The 19,532-nt window shown below is 66.9% G+C and carries 14 protein-coding genes; 6 read left to right on the top strand and 8 right to left on the bottom strand.

Translation table 11 applies throughout. From position 1 onward, the window contains the following. Window positions 1-9: 9 nt before the first annotated feature. Complete coding sequence (locus XH93_RS04785) at window positions 10-1,800, bottom strand: acyl-CoA dehydrogenase C-terminal domain-containing protein (RefSeq protein ID WP_194472640.1); 1,791 nt, start codon at window positions 1,798-1,800, stop codon at window positions 10-12. 106 nt (window positions 1,801-1,906) lie between these two features. Then, window positions 1,907-2,323, bottom strand: coding sequence for a nuclear transport factor 2 family protein (locus tag XH93_RS04780; protein WP_194472639.1), 417 nt, complete (start codon window positions 2,321-2,323; stop codon window positions 1,907-1,909). Window positions 2,324-2,487: 164 nt separating this feature from the next. On the opposite strand from XH93_RS04780, the gene XH93_RS04775 reads away from it, so the two are divergent. From XH93_RS04775 to XH93_RS04755, 5 genes are all read left to right on the top strand, one after another. Further along, window positions 2,488-3,075 (top strand): PadR family transcriptional regulator, encoded by a 588-nt coding sequence (locus tag XH93_RS04775; protein WP_194472638.1) that lies wholly within the window; start codon window positions 2,488-2,490, stop codon window positions 3,073-3,075. Between the two features lie 394 nt (window positions 3,076-3,469). After that, a complete protein-coding gene (locus XH93_RS04770; RefSeq protein ID WP_194472637.1) occupies window positions 3,470-7,042 on the top strand; it encodes a tetratricopeptide repeat protein in 3,573 nt (1,190 codons plus the stop codon). Window positions 7,043-7,334: 292 nt separating this feature from the next. Continuing rightward, window positions 7,335-7,994 carry a hypothetical protein gene (locus tag XH93_RS04765; protein WP_371814928.1) on the top strand — a complete coding sequence of 220 codons (660 nt, stop codon included), beginning with the start codon at window positions 7,335-7,337 and terminating at the stop codon, window positions 7,992-7,994. Window positions 7,995-8,361: 367 nt separating this feature from the next. Further along, window positions 8,362-9,294 carry a sulfite exporter TauE/SafE family protein gene (locus XH93_RS04760; RefSeq protein ID WP_139862001.1) on the top strand — a complete coding sequence of 311 codons (933 nt, stop codon included), beginning with the start codon at window positions 8,362-8,364 and terminating at the stop codon, window positions 9,292-9,294. Between the two features lie 41 nt (window positions 9,295-9,335). Continuing rightward, complete coding sequence (locus XH93_RS04755; protein ID WP_229178032.1) at window positions 9,336-10,073, top strand: TIGR02186 family protein; 738 nt, start codon at window positions 9,336-9,338, stop codon at window positions 10,071-10,073. 31 nt (window positions 10,074-10,104) lie between these two features. Here XH93_RS04755 and XH93_RS04750 read toward each other — a convergent pair whose 3' ends face one another. Genes XH93_RS04750 through XH93_RS04740 form a run of 3 tightly spaced genes read right to left on the bottom strand, consistent with a single transcriptional unit; the run spans window position 10,105 to window position 13,177 of the window. Further along, entirely contained in the window at window positions 10,105-11,433 is a 1,329-nt protein-coding gene (locus XH93_RS04750) for an Nramp family divalent metal transporter (protein ID WP_194472634.1), read from the bottom strand. Between the two features lie 59 nt (window positions 11,434-11,492). Next, complete coding sequence (locus tag XH93_RS04745; protein ID WP_194472633.1) at window positions 11,493-12,254, bottom strand: MBL fold metallo-hydrolase; 762 nt, start codon at window positions 12,252-12,254, stop codon at window positions 11,493-11,495. After that, entirely contained in the window at window positions 12,251-13,177 is a 927-nt protein-coding gene (locus XH93_RS04740) for a DMT family transporter (RefSeq protein ID WP_194472632.1), read from the bottom strand. Before XH93_RS04740 ends, XH93_RS04745 begins: the two co-directional genes overlap by 4 nt. A gap of 97 nt (window positions 13,178-13,274) precedes the next feature. On the opposite strand from XH93_RS04740, the gene XH93_RS04735 reads away from it, so the two are divergent. After that, on the top strand, window positions 13,275-14,138 hold the full coding sequence (locus XH93_RS04735) for a LysR family transcriptional regulator (RefSeq protein ID WP_194472631.1): 864 nt from the start codon (window positions 13,275-13,277) through the stop codon (window positions 14,136-14,138). A 178-nt stretch (window positions 14,139-14,316) separates the two neighbouring features. On the opposite strand, the gene pdeM is transcribed toward XH93_RS04735, so the two are convergent. From pdeM to XH93_RS04720, 3 genes are all read right to left on the bottom strand, one after another. Beyond that, complete coding sequence (gene pdeM, locus XH93_RS04730; protein ID WP_172627175.1) at window positions 14,317-14,988, bottom strand: ligase-associated DNA damage response endonuclease PdeM; 672 nt, start codon at window positions 14,986-14,988, stop codon at window positions 14,317-14,319. Window positions 14,989-15,043: 55 nt separating this feature from the next. Beyond that, window positions 15,044-17,815: a ligase-associated DNA damage response DEXH box helicase gene (locus tag XH93_RS04725; protein ID WP_246799675.1), complete on the bottom strand. Its 2,772-nt coding sequence runs from the start codon at window positions 17,813-17,815 to the stop codon at window positions 15,044-15,046. A 278-nt stretch (window positions 17,816-18,093) separates the two neighbouring features. Further along, window positions 18,094-19,320: an ABC transporter substrate-binding protein gene (locus XH93_RS04720; protein ID WP_194472630.1), complete on the bottom strand. Its 1,227-nt coding sequence runs from the start codon at window positions 19,318-19,320 to the stop codon at window positions 18,094-18,096. Between the last annotated feature and the right edge of the window lie 212 nt (window positions 19,321-19,532).

Here is a 19,532-nt window from a genome sequence, read left to right as displayed (position 1 = left end):
GACGATTTTTCAGAACGCTTCCGCGGCCAGTTCCATCGTGGTGGCGCTGCCGCTCTGGATCCGCGCCAAGTGCACCGCGGTCTCCGGCAGCAGCTTCTCCATGAAGAAGCGGCCGGTCACAAGCTTGGTGCTCAGATAGGGCGCGGCGCCGGAGGCGGCGATCTTGTCCTGCGCCACCTTGGCCATCCTCGCCCACATGTAGCCGAGCGCAACCAGGCCGAACAATTTCATGTAGTCGGTCGCGGCGGCGCCGGCATTGTCGGGCTTGGCCAGCGCATTCTGCATCAGCCAGCCGGTGGCCTGCTGCAGATGGCCGAGCGCCGCCGACAGCGGGGTGATGAACGGCTTCATCGCCTCGTCGCCGCCATGCTCCTTGGCGTAGGCGCCGACCTCGCCGAAGAACGCCATCGCGGCACGGCCACCGTCGCGCGGCAGCTTGCGGCCGACCAGGTCGAGCGCCTGAATGCCGTTGGCGCCCTCATAGATCATCGAGATGCGGGCATCGCGCACGAACTGCTCCATGCCGTGCTCGGCGATGTAGCCGTGGCCGCCGAACATCTGCTGCGCGGAGACCGTGTTGGCGAAGCCGGTGTCGGTCAGCACGCCCTTCAGCACCGGCGTCATCAGGCCCATATGGTCGTCGGCCTCCTGGCGGTCCTTGGGATCGTTGGAGCGGTGGGCGACGTCGCTCTTCAGCGCGGTCCAGACCACCATGGCGCGCGCCGCCTCGTTGAAGGCGCGGATGGTGAGCAGCGTGCGGCGCACGTCGGGATGCACGATGATCGGATCGGCCGGCTTGTCGGCCGCGTTCACGCCGGTCAGCGAACGGCCCTGCAGGCGCTCGCGCGCATAGGCGACCGCGTTCTGATAGGCGACCTCGGACTGCGCGAGGCCCTGCACGGCGACGCCGAGGCGGGCCTCGTTCATCATCACGAACATGCCCTGCATGCCCTTGTTCTCTTCGCCGATCAGCCAGCCGGTGGCGTTGTCGTAGTTCATCACACAGGTCGAATTGCCGTGGATGCCCATCTTGTGCTCGATCGAGCCGCAGGTGACGCCGTTGCGCGCACCCAGCGAGCCGTCGGCATTGACCAGCACCTTGGGCACGACGAACAGCGAGACGCCCTTGATGCCGGCCGGCGCACCTTCGATCCGCGCCAGCACCAGATGGATGATGTTCTCAGTGAGATCGTGCTCACCGGCGGAAATGAAAATCTTGGTGCCGGTGATCTTGAAGCTGCCGTCCTGCTGGCGCACCGCCTTGGTGCGGAGCAGGCCGAGATCGGTGCCGCAATGCGGCTCGGTCAGGTTCATGGTGCCGGTCCACTCGCCGGCGACCATCTTCGGCACGTAGGTCTTCTTCTGCTCGGGCGTACCGTGCACCAGGAGCGCGGCGGTCGCGCCCATGGTGAGGCCGCCATACATCGAGAACGCCATGTTGGCGGAGATCTGGAATTCGTTGACCGCCTGCGAGAGCGTCACCGGCAGGCCCTGGCCGCCATATTCCGCCGGCGCCGACAGGCCGAGCCAGCCGCCTTCGGCGACCTGCTTGAACGCTTCCTTGAAACCCTTCGGCGTGGTGACGCTGCCGTCGTCGCTGCGCTTGCAGCCTTCGAGATCGCCGACCCGGTTGAGCGGCTGCAGCACTTCCTCGCTGAGCTTGGCGGCCTCGCCGAGGATCGCCTCGCGCACATCGGCGGAAGCGTCGGTGAAGCCGGGAAGGTTGTCATAGCGGTCGATCTGGAAGACGTCGTTGAGCAGAAAGCTGACATCCTCGACGGGGGCTTTGTAGGTCGGCATCTTGGTCTCCCGGCTGGCTCGTGGTCGCATTCGCGACAATCGCTGCGCAGCTTGCTTGGGTGAGTTGGAACGAACCTTATCCGCTTCCGGCTGGCTGCGGCAGGTCCTATCGGGACTGTGATTGCGAAGTAGCGCCGCTTTGCTTCATCAGCTCGGCGCCCATCATCTGGTGCAGCAGGTTGATGGCCTTGAGCGGACGCACCATCACCTTGAAATGCGTGATCCGGCCGTCACCATCGAACGTGATGATGTCGACGCCGTTGAGCTTGATGCCGTCGATCTCGTTCTCGAATTCGAGCACCGCGCCGCTGTCGTTGGTCCATTCGCCCAGATACTTGAAGGTGGGACCGCCAAGCACCTTGGCGGCGCTGGTCAGATATTTGAAAGTGATGTCGCGGCCGCGTTGCGGCGTGTGCACGACCGGGCTTTCGAACACCGCATCGGGATGCAGCAGATCCCACAATGCCGATGTGTCGTGGGACTTCATGTAGGCGTACCACTTGTCGAGGCCCGGCTTGCTCATTCGGACGTCTCCTGCGGCGGGTTTAAGAAGAAGCCTGAACACCGCGCGCCCACGACGAGGCGGGCGGCGATCACCATATGCATATTGACGCATATGCACAGTAGCGCATAAAGTCAAGCGAACTGAAAGAATGGTCTTTTCGGGAACCGGGATGGAGGTGGGTGTTGGCGCTCGGTGACGCAATCCTCGCGTGCCTCACGGAACGTCCGATGACGGGCTATGAGCTCGCCAAGACGTTCGATGCCTCGATCGGCTTCTTCTGGAAGGCCGACCACCAGCAGATCTATCGCGAGCTGTCCCGGCTGCGCGACAAGGGCCAGGTCCAGGGCCGCGAGGTGGTGCAGTCCGGCAAGCCCAACAAGCTGGTCTATACCCTGACCGCCGAGGGCCGCGCGGCGCTGCTGCACTGGGGAGCGCGGCCGAGCGTGCCGCCCTCGATCAAGGACGACCTGCTGGTCCGGCTCTATGCGCTCGACGGCGTCGACATCGAATCCCTGCGCACCGATTTGATGGCGCGGCTGGAGCATCACCGCGACCGCTACGAGCGCTACGAGCGGATGCTCAACAAGCGCTTTCCCGACGGCACCGCGCCGCCGGCCGATCTCGGCAAGATGCTCAACCTGCGTCTCGGCATGCGCCACGAGCGCGTCGTGGTGGAGTGGTGCGAGGAGGCGCTCGACGCGCTGTCCGCGATCTCCCAGCGCAACAACGTCTTGCCGCTCGACGACAGCAAGCGCGAGAGCAACGGCTAGAAACAATTCTTAACCTCCCCTTGAAAAGGGGAGGTCGCTTTGCTCGCAGAGCAAAGCGGGTGGGGATCATTTCTCTCCACGCACAGCAGTGTCTGAGGCAGACCCCCATCCCGGCCTTCCCCTTTCAGGGGGAAGGAGAAGTTCGGAGCCCCGAATTGCGCGCGGAGCGACTCAACGGCGACGCAAATCGCTGTCCTGTTCCGGCGCAACAGGTTCCCTAATTGCTAACTTTAGGGCCCCTCGGCCGCATTCCTTAACCCGTTATTTACCGTGACGGGAAAAAGTCGACAGCTGAGGCAGACGACCCGCGCAGAATTCGATTGTCTCTTAACGGGAATGCGCGGGGAGGCTGCGGGCGCAGGGTACAGCGCCGGAGTCGGGACCGGACGGAATCATGAATTCGCGCGTATCGTGGAGTGTTGACGGCATCGATCCCTCCGTCCGCGAAAGGGCCGAGGCGGCGGCGCGGCGCGCCGGCATGTCGCTGAACGACTGGCTCAATTCCACCGTCGGCGAGCCGAGCCCGCCGGATTATCGCGCCATTCACGAGCAGCGGCAGCCGATGCAAAGCCGGGAGAGCCGCGAGGTCGCCGACATCCATCAGCGGCTTGACGCCATCACCCGCCAGATCGAACAGATCGCAAAACCGATGTCGCGCGGCGAAGCCGTGCGCGCCGAGGTGCCGCGCGGACAGCCCGCCGTCGCCCGCCAGCTCAACGACGCCATTTCGCGGCTCGATGCGCGGCTGTCGCAGATCTCCAGGCCGCAAGCGGTGCGCGAGCCGCAGGCGGTGCGGGAGCCGCAGCCCCAGCTGATCCGCGAGGAGCAGCACCAGCCGCAATCGATCCGCGAGCCGCAGATCCAGGAACGGCTCCAACACGAGCGCCTGCTGCAGGAGCGGCAGCGTCAGGCCGAGGCGGTCGAGCGCGCCGCCGCGCAGGTCTACCGCGCCTCGCCACCGCTCAGCCCGGCATCGTTCGATTCCGCGATCGCGGAGATCGCCGCGCGCCAGAACGAGCTCGATGGCCCCGCGCCGCGGCAGATGCCGCCGCGCAACGCGCCGCCGATGGCTCCATCAGGTCCGCCGATGGGCGCCTATGCGCCGCCCCCCGCCCCCGCAGGTCCGGACTTCTCCGCGCTCGAGCAGCATTTGCTCAAGATCACGAGCCAGATCGAGGCGCTGCAGCGGCCCGACCATCTCGAGCAATCGATCGCCGCCTTCCGCAGCGAGCTTGCCGACATCCGCCAGGCCATCACCGAGGCGATGCCGCGCCGGGCGATCGAATCGATCGAGAACGAGATCCGCTCGTTGCATCGGCGGATCGACGAGATCCGCCAGGACGGCAGCAACGGCCACGGCCAGGTGATCGCCGGCATCGAGCGCGCGCTCTCCGAGATTCGCGAAGCGCTGCGCACGCTGACCCCGGCCGAGCAGCTCACCGGCTACGACGAGGCGATCCGCAATCTCGGCGCCAAGCTCGACATGATTCTGCGCGCCAATGACGATCCGTCGACGGTGCATCAGCTCGAGGGCGCGATCGCGGCGCTGCGCGCCATCGTCTCCAACGTCGCCTCCAACGACGCGCTGCTGCGGCTCTCCGAAGACGTGCACGCGCTGTCGGCCAAGGTCGACCAGCTCTCGCAGGTCTCGCGCACCGACACCGCGAGTGACGCCTTCGGCGTGCTGGAGCAGCGCATTGCCGCGCTGACCTCGACGATGGAAAGCCGCCAGGTCCCCGGCGGCTACGACAATTCCGAGGCGATCGAAGCCGCGGTGCGTGCGCTCTCCGAGCGGATCGACCGCCTGCAGGTCGGCAATGACAGCTCCTCGGCGTTCACCCATCTCGAACAGCGCGTCGCCTACCTGCTGGAGCGCCTCGAGGCGACCGACCAGCGCACCGGCAATCTCGGCCGGGTCGAGGAAGCGCTGCATGACATCATGCGGCATCTCGAGGCTCAGCACGCCCATATCGCCTCGCTCGCCGACGCCACCCGCAACTTCAACGGCGCCGCACCACAGCCGATGATGGACCCCGGCATCGTCGACATGGTGAAGCGCGAGCTGTCCGACATCCGCTTCAGCCAGTCGGAAACCGATCGCCGCACCCAGGATTCGCTGGAGACCGTGCACAACACGCTCGGCCACGTCGTCGACCGGCTGGCGATGATCGAGAACGATCTGCGCACCGTCCGCACCGCGCCGCCGCAGGCCGCACCGCCGCCCACCGAAGCGCGGATGGAGATGCCGCGCGCGCCGATGCGAGAGCCGGTCGCGCAGCCCCAACCCGATCCGTACAAGGCCGATCAGTACAGGCCCGACCCGTACAAGCCCGAGCTGCCCAATCCTGCGCTGGCGCAGGAGCACTTCATGTCGGCGCCGCGCGAATTCCATGCGGCGCAGCCGGCTGCTGCCGCTCCCCCGCCGCCGCTGCCGCCGCGCGCCATCAGCGAGATCCTCGAGCCGCATACCGCGCCGGCCCGCGCGACGCTGGCGCCGGAACTGCCGCCGGATCATCCGCTCGAGCCGGGCACCCGTCCCGCCGGCCGCATGTCGTCGCCGTCGGAGCGGATCGCCGCGTCCGAGAGCGCGATCAGCGACCTTCCCGCCGGCAAGAAGGAGCCGGTCTCGACCTCGAGCTTCATCGCCGCCGCGCGCCGCGCCGCGCAGGCCGCCGCCGCGCAGCCGGTCAACGAAAAGGCCGCGCGCGCCGCCAGCAAGGCTGCGGCCAAGGAGAAGGCTGACAAGGCCGCGAAGGCCGCGGCCGTCAAGGCCGGCGCGCCCGAGCGCGAGCCTTCGACCATCACCTCAAAGATCCGTTCGCTGCTGGTCGGCGCGAGCGTGGTCGTGATCCTGCTCGGCACCGCCAAGCTGGCGATGAACCTGCTCGACACCAGCAGCGCCCCGCAGATGCCGGCGATGGAGAGCGAGCCCGCCGCGGCTCCGCCGCAGTTGCCTTCCGATCATTCCGCGACGCCGGCCCCGCCCGCAGCCACGCCCGGGCCGTCGATGACCTCACCGACGCCGCTCGGCCGCCAGTCCAACAACACGCCCGCGCCGAACACGCTCGACAGCGCGCAGGTGACGATTCCGGCTGCGGCGGCAGCCATGCCGGCGGTTGCACCGATGCCGGCCGCCGCTCCCGCGGCAGCAGCGCCGATCAGTGGCAATGACGTCACCGGCTCGATTGCAGCGGCACCGCTGGCGCCGCCGCTTGGCGGCAAGCTCGCGACGATCCAGATTCCCGCGGGCGAGAAGCTGCCGGACGCGATCGGCGGACCGGCGCTGCGCACCGCCGCGCTGAAGGGCGACGCCACCGCGGCCTATGAGGTCGGCATCCGCTTTGCCGAGGGCAAGGGCGTGACCGCCAATCTCGACGAAGCCGCCAAATGGTATGGCCGTGCCGCGCAGGCCGGCGTCGTGCCTGCGATGTTCCGGCTCGGCACCTTCTACGAGAAGGGCCTTAGCGTGAAGCGCGACTTCGACGTGGCGCGCCGCTACTACGTGCAGGCCGCCGAGCGCGGCAATGCCAAGGCGATGCATAACCTCGCCGTGCTCGACGCCGACGGCGGCGGCAAGGGCGCCGACTACAAGAGCGCGGCGCAGTGGTTCCGCAAGGCCGCCGACCGCGGCGTCGCCGACAGCCAGGTCAACCTCGGCATTCTCTACGCCCGCGGCATCGGGGTCGAACAGAACCTCGCCGAATCGTTCAAGTGGTTCAGCCTCGCGGCGGCGCAGGGCGATGCCGACGCCGGCCGCAAGCGCGACGACATCGCCAAGCGGCTCGACCCGCAGTCGCTGGCCGCCGCCAAGCTCGCGATCCAGACCTTCATCGCCGAGCCGCAGCCGAGCGACGCCGTCAACGTGGCGGCCCCGGCCGGCGGCTGGGACGCGGCCCCGGCGCAGCCCGCCGCCGCCAAGCCGCTCAGGCCGGCGACGAAGCGGACCGCCGCCTTGACCGCTCACTAAGTTGAAACGAGGGCGCCCCCTCGCGGGCGTCGCCGTCCTATCCCTCCGGGCTGCAGCCGTGTAGATAAGCGCGACGTGGCTTTGTGCCGGAGGATCGGGCTTGTCTGCCGATGATCGTCAGGAGGATGGTACGGACGTGCATCGTTCGTCGCCCACCGGACCGCGGATTGCGCCGCCGCGCCAGCGCCCCTCAGTCTGGGGGCCGCCGCCAAATCCACCGCCTCGCCAGCCGCCGCCTTTCCCGCCGCAGGCTCCAGCACCGCGCGGCATCTTCCGGCCCTCGATCTGGTCCGTGATCATCTTCGTCCTGCTGCTGTCGGGTGTGCTGATCCGCGCCTATCGCGACCTGTCGCAGCCGGGCGCCTGGGAGTTCTGGCGCGAGAGCTATATCGCGGCGAACATGACCTCGGCCGTGATTCCCAGTGTCGACATCGACGGCTCGGGCCGCGGCCGGCGCGCGCTTGCGATCAGCGGCGAGATCGGCTCGGCCAGCGCAAGCTGGTTCCGCGACCGCCTCGACGAGGCGCGCCTGTCGCGCGGCGATGCCGTGCTGCTGTCGTCGCAAGGCGGCTCGCTGAACCAGGCCGCGATCATGGGCGAGGTCATTCGCGCGCGCGGGCTGGTCACGGCGGTGGGCACCGCCGACGCGTCGGGCAGGATTCGTCCCGCTGCATGCGCCAGCGCCTGCGTCCTGATCTATGCCGGCGGCGACAAGCGCTATGGCATTGCGGGCTCACGCCTCGGCGTGCATCGCTTCACCTCGAAAGCGCAGATGAGCGATCCGGTCGCTGAGGCGCAGCGCATCCAGGGCATGGTGCTCGGCTACATGACCAAGATGGGCGTCTCTTCCGAGATCGTGGAGGCGATGTCGCAGACCGCGGACATCCGCTGGTTGAGCGAGAGGCAGGCGCTCGCGATGAACCTCGTCACCACGCCGGTCAACCGGCGCTGAGCTAGAGCGTTTTCCAGCGAAGTGGATACCGGTTCGCGTGAAGAAAACGCGTCAAAACAAGAAGCTGGAGCGCCGTTCCGATTCCATCGGAACGGAAATAGCTCCAGGCGCATCTGTCATTAATCTGAATCATCAACCACCTCCGCAAGCACGCCGGCAACATGCGGCAAAAAAGCCCCATGAGGCGGATTCTTTAGTCCCGCCTCCCGCCGATTTCAGTTATGCAGGGATGCGGCAATCGACCCCGCGTTCGCCTGCTCCATGCGCGCCGACCGGATCGTTCTGCCGGAGAATGCCCGGAACGACACCACGCCCGTGATGCGGCCTTGCGCCCAGCCTCGCGCGCGAACCGACAGAAGCGACGCGCGTGCAGCTCTATCTCCCGATCGCCGACATTCCGGTCAATGTCTTCCTCATCCTGGCGATGGGCGCAGCGGTCGGGTTTGTCTCCGGCATGTTCGGCATCGGCGGCGGCTTCCTGATGACGCCGCTATTGATCTTCGTCGGGATTGCGCCCGCGGTGGCGGTGGCGTCCGTCGCCAGCCACATCGCGGCTTCGTCGTTCTCCGGCGCGATCTCCTATTGGCGCAGACGCGCGATCGATCCACTGCTGGCGACGGTGCTGCTGGTCGGCGGCACGCTCGGCACCGCGATGGGGGTGTGGACCTTCACATTCCTGCGCTCGCTCGGTCAGCTCGATCTGATGATCGCGCTGTCCTATGTCATCCTGCTGACCACCGTCGGCGGCCTGATGTTCTGGGAAGGCCTGCGCGCGATGCTGCGGATCCGCCGCGGCGGCGCGGTGACACTGCGCAAGCCCGGCAGCCATGGCTGGGTCCACGGCCTGCCGCTGAAGCTGCGCTTCAAGCGCTCCAAGATCTACCTCTCGGTGATTCCGGTCGTCGTGGTCGGGCTGGTGATCGGCTTCATCGGCGCCATCATGGGCATCGGCGGCGGCTTCATCCTGGTGCCGCTGATGATCTATCTGCTGCGGGTGCCGACCTCGACCGTGATCGGCACCTCGATGGTGCTCACCCTCGTCACCATGACGTTCGCGACCTTGCTGCACGCGGTAACCAATCATCTGGTCGACGCGGTGCTGGCGCTGATCCTGATGGTCGGCGGCGTCACCGGCGCGCAGTTCGGCGCTCGCGCCGGCCAGAAGATCCGCGGCGAGCATTTGCGGCTGCTGCTCGGCCTTCTGGTGCTCGCGGTCGGCATCCGCTTCGCGGTCGAACTGGTGATCCGGCCGCAGGACCTGTTCAGCATCCGCGAAACCGGTGGCGGAGGTCCACCATGAGGGCGCGCACGCCGCTTGCCATCATCGGCCTCGTTGCCGCCATGCTTGCGGCCACACCGGTCCATGCCGAGCGGCTGATCGTGTCGGTCTCCAATCACCGCGTCACGGTGACGCCGAACTATTCCGGCGGCGAGCTCGTGCTGTTCGGCTCGGTCGAGAAGGATGACAAGACGCCCCCAAATCGCGGCAGCTACGATCTCGTCGTCACCGTCTCCGGCCCGCGCGCCGACATGGTGACGCGACGCAAGGAGCGCAAATTCGGCATCTGGATCAACACCGACTCGCGGCAGTTCCTGCAGGTGCCGGGCTATCTCGCGCTGTTCTCCAATCGCCCGTTCGACCAGATCGCTTCCCCCGAGGTGCAGCGGCGCCAGCAGCTCGGGCTCAACAACGTGCTGTTGATGCAGCGAGTCGGTCCCGATTATGCCGACGTGGTGCCGAACGACGCCTTCCGCAGCGCCTTCGTGCGGCTGCGCACCGAGCACGGCCTCTACCGCGAGGCGACCTCGGCGGTGACGTTCCTGACGCCGACCCTGTTCCGCACCGGCATTCCGCTGCCGGCCGAGGTGCCGATCGGCACCTACAATGTCGAGATCAAGCTGTTCAGCGACGGCGCGCTGGTGACCAAGACCGAGACCGCGTTCGAGATCGTCAAGGTCGGCTTCGAGCAGTTCGTCGCCACCACCGCGCGGCAGAACGGCCTGGTCTACGGCCTCGTCACCGCCTTCATGGCGCTGATGACCGGCTGGATGGCCTCGATCGTATTCCGCAAGGATTGAAATCAGATGCGTAGGCTTCGCGCCATCCGTCCTAGACGAATTGCATGATCCCCATCGCGATCACGCTGAGCGCCATCGCCCCCGTCGACAGCCAGCCGAGCCAGTAGAGCAAGCCGCGAACCGCGAAGCGGCCCATTACATCCTCGCGGCGCGCCATCAGCATCAGCAGCACCATCACGGGCACGGCGAGCACCCCGTTGACGACAGCGCTCCAGTACAGCGCCGAGATCGGATCGATCGGCGTGAAGTTGAGCGCGATGCCGAGCCCGCCCGACAGCGCCAGCACCGAATAGAACGCGATCGCCCGCCTGGGCCTGCGGGTCAGGCCGACCCGCCATCGCCGTCCCTCGCCGACCGCGTAAGCCGTGGCGCCCGCAAGCACCGGGATCGCCAATAGTCCGGTGCCGACGATGCCGAGCGCGAAGATCACTTCCGCCCAGGGCCCTGCGATCGGGCGCAGCGCCTCGGCCGCCTGCGCCGAGGTCTGGATGTCGGTCTTCCCGGTGGCATGCAGCGACGCCGCGGCGGTGACGATGATCGACAGCGCGATCAGGTTGGAGAACGCCATGCCGGTGATGGTGTCGGCGCGGATGCGAGAGAACTCGCGCTGTGCGCCGTAATGCTGGACGATCAGCGGATGCTTGGTGACATCGACGCGCTGCTCGTCGGCCTCCTGCGAGGCCTGCCAGAAGAACAGATAGGGCGAGATCGTGGTGCCGAGGATCGCGACGATGGTCGTGAGATAGTCCGCGCTCCAACTGATGCGCGGCACCAGCACGCCGGCCAGGGCTTCGTGCCACGACACCCTCGCAAAGGCGAGCGCCGCGACATAAGCAAACAGGCTGAGGGTCAGCCATTTCAGCACCGCGACGTAGCGCTTGTAGTTCATGAAGATCTGCGCCGCTACCGACGCGACGCCGAACAGCACGACATAAAGGATCGCCGGTCCCCCGATCAGCAGCCTGGTCGCATCCGCCATCGCCGAGAGGTCGGCCGCGATATTGACGGTGTTGGCGATCGCAAGCAGCGCCACCACGGCGACCAATAGCCAGGGCGGATAATGCCGGCTGACATTGCCCGAGATGCCGCGTCCGGTGACGCGGCCGACCCGTGCGCAGATCTCCTGGATCGCCGACATCAGCGGAAACGTCACCAGCATGGTCCAGCCGATGCCGTAGCCGAATTGCGCACCGGCCTGGCTGTAAGTGCCGATCCCGGACGGATCGTCGTCGGAGGCGCCGGTGATCAGACCGGGACCGAGCGTCTTCAGGAACCGGCCGAAGCTGAACGGCTGACGCTGCGCGTTGCCACGCGGCGCATCCTCACATTGGTCCCGCGAGATCGTGTTGTGCCGCGTCATGTCCGGTTCCAGCCGTCGCGACAACGAGCCGGACACGACCAAGGTTCCTCGGACGAAACCTATGCGATTTCTGTCGCAACCCCGGGCTCGAGAATGCGCAGGCGGCGGCCGAAGCCGAGCGTGTCGAACGACATCCGCAGGTCATTGGCGTTCTGCCGGAAATGCGCCCAGCCGTCGGTATGAACCGGCACGATCACGGCGTCGGCAAAAGCGCGCGCGGTCTCGATGGTGTCGTTGGTGTCCATGGTGAGATGGAACGGGCCGCGGGTCTGCGCGGCTCCCGCGAACGGCAGCACCACGCCGCAAGGAAAGCGCCGCGCCACCTCGGCGACGCCGTCGAACCAGGTGGTGTCGCCGCTGACATAGATCGGCCGACTGCCGTTGCCCGGTTCCACCACAAAGCCGATGACGTCGCCGGACAGCGGCTCGATGCCCGCAGGTCCATGCCGCGCCGGTGTTGCGGTGATGGTCAGGGACTGGCCGCCCTTCTTCAGCACTGTCGAGGCCCAGGGCGCAAAACCCTCGGCATGATCGCCGAGCCGCTTGGCGCCGGCCTCGGTGGTCAGCACGCGCTTCGCGCGCTTGAGAAAATCCCGCCCCGAATGGTCGAGATTGTCGGAGTGCTGGTCGTGGCTGAGCAGCACCGCATCGACGTCGCCGACATCGCTGGCACGAAGCGCGGGGCCGGTCAGCTTCTCCAGCTTCACATGCGGCAGTTGATAGTCGCCGGGCGCATCGAAGGTCGGATCGGTGAGCAGGCGGAACCCGTCGATCTCGATCAAGGCCGTGGGTCCGCCGATCAGTGTGATGGTGATGCTCATGTCACAGTCCTGTTGGGTGCGGCGGCCGCGGGGCGGGTCACCAGATAAATGCCGAGTGCCACCGGAACGATCCCGAGCAGGTCGCGAAATTCGACATGCTCACCGAGCACCAGGAACGCGAACAGCATGCCGAGCGGCGGCATCAGGAAGTGATAGGCGCTGGCGGCGGTGGCGCCACACACTTTCAGGAGATGAAACCAGAGCAGATAGGCCAGGATCGAGCCGCCGAGCACCAGGAACGCGAAGGCGCCGGCCAGCCGCATGCTCGGCACGATGTCGCTGACGCTGGACAGCGTGAAGGCGAACGGCATCACCGCAAGCCCGCCGGCGATGTTCTGGATGCCGTTGCCGATCCACAGGCTGCCCTTCGGCGCGAGCAGCTTGAACAGGATGGTGCCGGCAACGATCGACGCGAGCGAGGCCAGCGTGAACACGATGCCGTGCGGGTCATCGGTGCCGACCGATATCCGGTGCCAGACGATGAAGGCGACGCCGACCATGCCGAGCAAGAGGCCGATCACCTTGCGCAGGGTCAGCGCCTCGCCGAGGAACAGCGCGGCCAGCACCGCGGTGAACACCGGATTGGCCGAGACGATCAGGCCGCCGAGGCCGGCGGACACCGTCTTCAGGCCGGTATAGCCGAGGCCGAGATAAAGCGCGTTGTTGGCGACGCCGAGTACCGCGAACACCGCCACGTCGCGCCAGCTGATGTCCCACGCATCCCTGCGCAGCAGGGAAATGCCGAGAATCAGGACGCCGGCCAACGAAAACCGCGCGGCGAGCAGGATCAGCGGCGGGCAGTCGGTGACGCCGATCTTGCCGGCGACGAAGGCATAGCTCCAGAGCAGGCAGAACAGGGCGATCAGGAACGGCAGGGTGTTGAAGCGGGCGCGGGGGGCGGCCATCGAGGACGCGACGGACATGGCGGTTCTCCTTCGGCCATGATCTAGGCCCGCGCCTTCCCATTTGGAAATTAAATGATAAACTAGCCTCCAGTGGATTTCTTAATGGAGATCGAAGATGCTCGACCTGGAGCTGCTGCGCAGTTTCGTCTCGGTGGTCGATGCCGGCGGTTTTACGCGGGCCGGGGAACGCGTCCACCGCACCCAGTCGACGGTGAGCCAGCAGATCAAGCGCCTGGAAGAGGATGTCGGCCAGCCGCTGCTGATCCGTAGCGGCAAGGACGTCACCCCGACGGAGGCCGGCGAGCGGCTGCTGTCCTATGCGCGGCGGCTCTTGGCGCTGGCCGAAGAGGCGCGCGATGTGGTGTCGCAGCCGAGCGGCGAAGGCGCGATCCGGCTCGGCATCACCGAGGATTTTGCCGCCTACCGGCTGACCAAACTGCTGGCGACCTTTGCGCGCAGCCATCCGAGCCTGCGGCTCGACGTGCGTTCCGGCCAGAGCCTGTTTCTGTACCGCGATCTCGAGCGCGGCGATCTCGATCTCGCGTTGATCAAGCGCGCCGCCAACGAGAAGGGCGGCATCGCGGTCTGGCCGGAGCGCGTGCACTGGGTCACCAGCAAGAGCCATCCGCGCGACACCACGATCGGCTCGGTGCCGCTGATCGGCTTCGCCTCCGGCTGCCTCTATCGCGCCCGCGCTATCCACGCGCTGGAGAGCGCCGGCCGCAACTGGCACATGGCCTATACCTCCTCCAGCCTCGCCGGCATCCAGGCCGCGGTCGCCGCGGGCCTCGGCTTGAGCATTCTGTCGGAGATGTCGATCCAGGCCGAGCATCGCGTGCTGACGGCAAAGGATGGCTTTGCGCCGCTCGACCGGACCGAAGTCGCCCTCGTCGCCGCCCCCGAGGCCAGCCCCGCGACGCTACGGCTCGCCGACCGCCTCGCGGAGTATTGTGACACCGTGCAGGCGAAGGCAGCGTAAGACTGCGTCGCCGCCGCCCACGCCCATTTGCATCCCGTCATCCTGAGGTGCTCGCCTCTTCGGCGAGCCTCGAAGGATGAACGGCCCGGCTGGTGGCCGTGCATCCTTCGAGGCTCGCCCAGCAGCGCAATTGCGCTGCAAGGCTCGCACCTCAGGATGACGGGGATAGGGTAGCGGTCTAATAACACCGCGACGCGACGAACGCGTGCACGCGGTTGTCGCCGAGCACGTGGGCCGTGAAACCCGGCGATCCAAAAATCCTCGCGAACGCCGCGTCGCGGATGCTCAGGCCGCCGGTGTAGGCGCCGAAGGCCGGCATCACCGCGCGCTCGCCGTCGGAGGCGAAGCAGCGGCGCTCGATCGAGCGGCCGCGGGTCGGCACGCGGGCCTTGGGATGCAGATGGCCGGCAATCTCGCCGGCAGCTCCGGTCGGCTCGTGGCGGAACGCAATCGGGCCGATCGCGACCTCGGTGGCGACCACGCCGCCGAGATCGGAGGGAAGCGCCGGGTCGTGATTGCCTGAAATCCAGATCCAGCTGCGCCGCGCCTGCAGCGCGGCCAGCGCCTCGCGGTCCGCATCCGACAGCCGCTCATGCGCGGTGCGATCATGAAAGCTGTCGCCGAGCGCGATCACCTGACGCGGATCGTGCCGCGCGATCACGGCAGCGAGCCGGCTCAGCGTTGCCACGGTATCGTAGGGCGGCAGCAGCACGCCGCGGGCGGCAAAGCTCGAGCCCTTTTCGAGATGCAGGTCGGAGACCACCAGCAGCCGCTGCTCTTCCCAGAACAGCGCGCCGGAGCAATCGGCGACGAAGCCGACATCGGCAACCGTGACCTTCGTAACGCGCATGTCGTCACTCGTCTCCGAAGCCAGCGCGCCTGCCGTCACGTCCCATGTCCCAGCTTTATGTCATCGCCTCCCGCACGAGTTCCTCGGCCGCTTCGGCCAGGAGCTCGTCGGATGCTTCGCCATAAACTGACTCGCGGCCGATTTCCAGCAGCGCGGGGACCGCAAGCGGGGAAACGTGGTCGAGCGCCTTGTGGGTGATTCGCCCCTTGATGCGCGACAGCATGTCGCCAAGACGGCGGAGATCGAGCAAACCTGTGGCGGCATCGCCGCGCGCGGCGCGCAGCAGCACATGGTCGGCCTGGTGCTTGCGCAGCACGTCGTAGATCAGGTCGGTCGAAAACAGCACCTGGCGGCGCGACTTCTCCTCGTCGGTGAAGCGGCGCGCGATCAGGCCGGAAATGATCGCGCAATTGCGGAAGGTGCGCTTCATCAGCGCGGACTCCGCCAGCCACGCCTCGAGATCGTCGCCGAGCATGTCGGCGTCGAACAGCGCGTTGAGATCGAGCTTGCCCTGCCGGATCATGAAGGAGAGATCGCCGACGCCCCAGACCGCCAGCGCATATTCATTGGCGACGAAACCGAGCGGCCGGGCGCGGGCGCGCTCCAGCCGCCGCGTCAGCAGCATGCCGAGCGTCTGGTGCGCCAGCCGGCCCTCGAACGGATAGCAGATCAGATAATGGCTGCCGCCGCGCGGAAAGGTCTCGACCAGCAGCTCGCGCACCGCCGGCACGCGGGAATATTTTTTTTGCAGCGACAGCCAGTCGTGCACCTGGTCCGGCAATGCGTTCCAGGCACGGCTGTTGTCGAGCAGCTTGCGGACGCGCTCGGCGAGATAGGTCGAGAGCGGAAACTTGCCGCCCATATAGGACGGCACCTTGGCGTCCTTGTCGTTGGCGCGGGAGACATAGACCTGGTCCTCGACCAGCGCCTCGTAGCGCACCACCTCACCGCCGAACACAAAGGTGTCGCCGACGACGAGGCCCTCGATGAAGACCTCCTCGATCTCGCCCAGCATACGTCCGCCGCGCGCAATCGCGCCGGTCGATCCGCCGCTTTTCCCTTGGCCGCCGGCGCGCGAGCGCACCAGCCGCACCTTCAGCATGGTCTCTTCGACGATGGTGCCGACGTTGAGGCGGTAGCTCTGCCGCACCTTGGGATTGGCGACCCGCCAGCGGCCCTGCTTGTCCTGCTTGATGCGGGCAAACCGCTCATAGGTTTTCAGCGCGTAGCCGCCGGTGGCGACGAAGTCTACGACATCGTCGAAATCGCTGCGGGCGAGCGCGGCGTAAGGCGCTGATGTGCGCACTTCGTCGTAGAGCTCGTCCGACAAAAACGGCTTGCCGCAGGCGCAGCCGAGCACGTGCTGGGCCAGCACGTCGAGCGCGCCGGTGCGCAGCGGCGGCGTGTCCTGCGCGTTCTCGGCGATGGCATCGATCGCGACCGCGCACTCCAGCACTTCAAAACGGTTCGCCGGCACCAGCACAGCTCGCGAAGCCTCGTCGAAACGGTGGTTGGCGCGGCCGATCCGCTGCATCAGCCGCGACGATCCCTTCGGCGCGCCGATATTGATCACGAGGTCGACGTCGCCCCAGTCGACGCCGAGATCGAGCGAGGAGGTGCAGACCACGCCGCGCAGCTTTCCCGCGGCCATCGCGTCCTCGACCTTGCGGCGCTGCGCAACGTCGAGCGAGCCGTGATGCAGCGCGATCGCCAGCCCGTCATCGTTCATGCGCCAGAGATCCTGGAACAGCATCTCGGCCTGACTGCGGGTGTTGACGAACACCAGCGTGGTCTTGTTGCGCTTGATCAACTCGTAGACCTCGGGCAGCGCATGGCGCGCGCTGTGGCCCGACCACGGCAGCCGCTCGCGGGTGTCGAGCATCTCGACGACAGGCGGCGTGGCGCCGCCGGCGGTAACGACGTCAGCGGACGCGAACTCGCCGCCCGGCTGCGGCACCAGGAAACGCGCCAGCTGTTCGGGCTCGGCTACGGTCGCTGACAGGCCGATGGCGCGGATCTGCGGCGCGATGGTCCAGAGCCGCGCGAGCCCGAGCGACAACAGATCGCCGCGCTTCGAGGTCACCAGCGCATGCAGCTCGTCGAGCACGATGCGCTTCAGCGAGGAAAACAGATACGGCGCGTCGTCGGAGGCGAGCAGCAGCGCCAGCTGCTCCGGCGTGGTCAACAAAATATCCGGCGGATAGCGCCGCTGCCGCTGCCGTCGCGACACCGGCGTGTCGCCGGTGCGGGTCTCGATCCGGATCGGCAGCCCCATCTCGGCGACCGGCGTCTCCAGATTGCGCGCGATGTCGACCGCGAGGGCTTTGAGCGGCGAGATGTAGAGCGTGTGCAGCCCGCCAGTGCGGCGAACGGAGCGGCCGGTGGAGATGAGACTGGGGCGAACTTTCTCCGCGGCCGTCTCTTCGCCGCTTGCGAGTTCGTCAGGCTCCTTCCCACTGAAAGGGGGAAGGTTGGGATGGGGGTCAGCCGCTTGCTCCGTGCCCGCGGCTGACCCCCACCCGTCCCGCTCGGTTGCGCTCGCGCGCCCCCGAGCATGCCGACCTCCCCCTCTCAGGGGGAGGTGAGAATCCTTGCGGTCCTGCTCGCCACTCAACTCCACCAGCGTCGGCAAAAACCCCGCCAGCGTCTTGCCGGCGCCGGTCGGCGCGATCAGCAGCGCCGAGCGCTCCTCGCGCGCCTTCGCCAGCAGCGCGAGCTGGTGCTCGCGCGGCGACCAGCCGCGGGAAGCAAACCAGTCGCGAAACCGGCGCGGCAAAAGATCGGCCGCCTCGGGCGGCGTGACGGAAAACAGATCGAGCGTCGACACGCCCAAGAGGTAGGCGGTTCAGGCGGGTTCGTCGAGGGTGGACGGAAATGGCAGCAGGTGGCAGGGGGCATGCCCCCGTCGAACTTTTGATGACGCGAAGCGCCTCGAAAGTCACCTCGCCTCACTTGCGGGGAGAGGTCGGATCGCATCGCCAGATGCGATCCGGGTGAGGGGGTACAGGCCTCGCAACTTACACCGCCTGATGGAGAGATGCCCCCCACCCCGCCCTCTCCGCGCGAAGGGCGGGGAGAGGGGGACGAAAGAGCGTGCGCCTTCCCCTACTCCGTCACGGGCTTGTCGGAGATATCCCAGTCCTTGCCGTTGAAGATCGAGATGTAGAGCGTCTTCATCGGCGTGTAGTCGTCGGGCGTGTAGCTGTAATTGACGCCGTCGAGGAAGAACGGCGAGTGGTAGCCGGCGAGCGTGGTGGCGTGCTTGAGCACGTTGGCGCGGGTCAATTCGTCGCCGCAGCGGCGCAGGATTTCCGCCATCGAGGCCACCTGACCATAGCCGGCATAGGCGATGGTGTTATCAGGGTCGACATTGGGCAGATACTTCTTGCGCAACTCCTCGAACGCCATCGAATCCGGATCCTTCTCCCAGCGGCCCGGCCCCGCCTCCTTGGCGTAGCGGATCGCGACGATGTCCTTGGCATTCTCGAAGCCGGCGGCGCTGAGGATCGAGCGGCCGGTCGAGCCGGCCGACAGCAGCTGCAGCGGCTTCCAGCCGAGCTCGGCAACTTTGCGGACCGACTGCGACGTCGCCTTGCCGGTGGTGATGTTGTAGAAGACGTCGGCGCCCGACTTCGAGAGATTGATGAGCTGGGAATCGACCGTCGGATCGGTGAGATCGTAGGTCTGCTCCATGATCACCTGCGCGGTGCCGCCGGCATCGGCCAGCACCTTCTTGAAGGGCCCTAAGAAGTCGCGGCCGAAATCGTCGTTCTGGTAGAGGATGCCGATCTTGGCGTTCGGCTTCACGGCGACGACGTGCTTGGCGAGGATGCGCGCCTCGGTCGGATAGAGCGGCAGGCCCGCCATGGTCCATTTGTTGTTCTTCGGGTCATTCCACTTCGAGGCACCGGTGTTGAGCAGCAGCTGCGGCACGCCCTTGGAATTGAGATATTTATGCACGGCGGTCTGCGGCGCGGTGCCGAGCGAGCCGTACAGCGCCAGCACCTCCTCCTGCTCGACCAGGCGGCGCGTCGCCTCGACGCATTTCGGCGCGCTGTAGGCGTCGTCCATGGTGAGGAATTTTATCTTGCGGCCGTTGATGCCGCCCTTCTCGTTGATCATCTGGAAATAGGCTTCGCCGACGCGGCCGAGCACGCCATAGAGCGAGCCGGGTCCAGAATGCGGCACGGTCTGGCCGAGCTTGATCTCGGTGTCGCTCGCGCCCGGATCGTATTTCTTCTCGGCGGCCCAGACGAACGGTGCGGGCAGCACGGAGGCTGCGATGGCTGACAATGCGGTGGCGCCGAATTCGCGCCGGGTTTGCTTTTTCATTGTTTCTCTCCCTTGGAGCGCAAGCTGTCGCATTCCGCCATGCAGCGGGCAAGCGCGAAGTCATCACCGCGCGGCGCAATGCCGCGTCACGGCAAATGCGTAGCGTGTAGACTCAAGTTCTGGGCGCGAGGCAGATGACGCTGCACCCTCTCCCCTTGTGGGAGAGGGTGGCGCAATCGAGCGGAGCGAGATGAAGCCGGGTGAGGGGTATG

The organism is Bradyrhizobium sp. CCBAU 51753 (genome assembly GCF_015291565.1).
Classification (GTDB): domain Bacteria; phylum Pseudomonadota; class Alphaproteobacteria; order Rhizobiales; family Xanthobacteraceae; genus Bradyrhizobium; species Bradyrhizobium ivorense.
The sequence above is the reverse complement of the archived record's forward strand: the minus strand, read 5'-3'. Positions and strand labels throughout refer to the sequence as shown.

Excerpts from the sequence above, each read along its gene's own strand:
- XH93_RS04750 (WP_194472634.1), bottom strand. The coding sequence starts at position 11,433 with ATGACGCGGCACAACACGATCTCGCGGGACCAATGTGAGGATGCGCCG.
- pdeM (WP_172627175.1), bottom strand. The coding sequence starts at position 14,988 with ATGCGCGTTACGAAGGTCACGGTTGCCGATGTCGGCTTCGTCGCCGAT.
- XH93_RS04740 (WP_194472632.1), bottom strand. The coding sequence starts at position 13,177 with ATGTCCGTCGCGTCCTCGATGGCCGCCCCCCGCGCCCGCTTCAACACC.
- XH93_RS04770 (WP_194472637.1), top strand. The coding sequence starts at position 3,470 with ATGAATTCGCGCGTATCGTGGAGTGTTGACGGCATCGATCCCTCCGTC.
- XH93_RS04720 (WP_194472630.1), bottom strand. The coding sequence starts at position 19,320 with ATGAAAAAGCAAACCCGGCGCGAATTCGGCGCCACCGCATTGTCAGCC.
- XH93_RS04755 (WP_229178032.1), top strand. The coding sequence starts at position 9,336 with ATGCTTGCGGCCACACCGGTCCATGCCGAGCGGCTGATCGTGTCGGTC.
- XH93_RS04745 (WP_194472633.1), bottom strand. The coding sequence starts at position 12,254 with ATGAGCATCACCATCACACTGATCGGCGGACCCACGGCCTTGATCGAG.
- XH93_RS04785 (WP_194472640.1), bottom strand. The coding sequence starts at position 1,800 with ATGCCGACCTACAAAGCCCCCGTCGAGGATGTCAGCTTTCTGCTCAAC.
- XH93_RS04735 (WP_194472631.1), top strand. The coding sequence starts at position 13,275 with ATGCTCGACCTGGAGCTGCTGCGCAGTTTCGTCTCGGTGGTCGATGCC.
- XH93_RS04780 (WP_194472639.1), bottom strand. The coding sequence starts at position 2,323 with ATGAGCAAGCCGGGCCTCGACAAGTGGTACGCCTACATGAAGTCCCAC.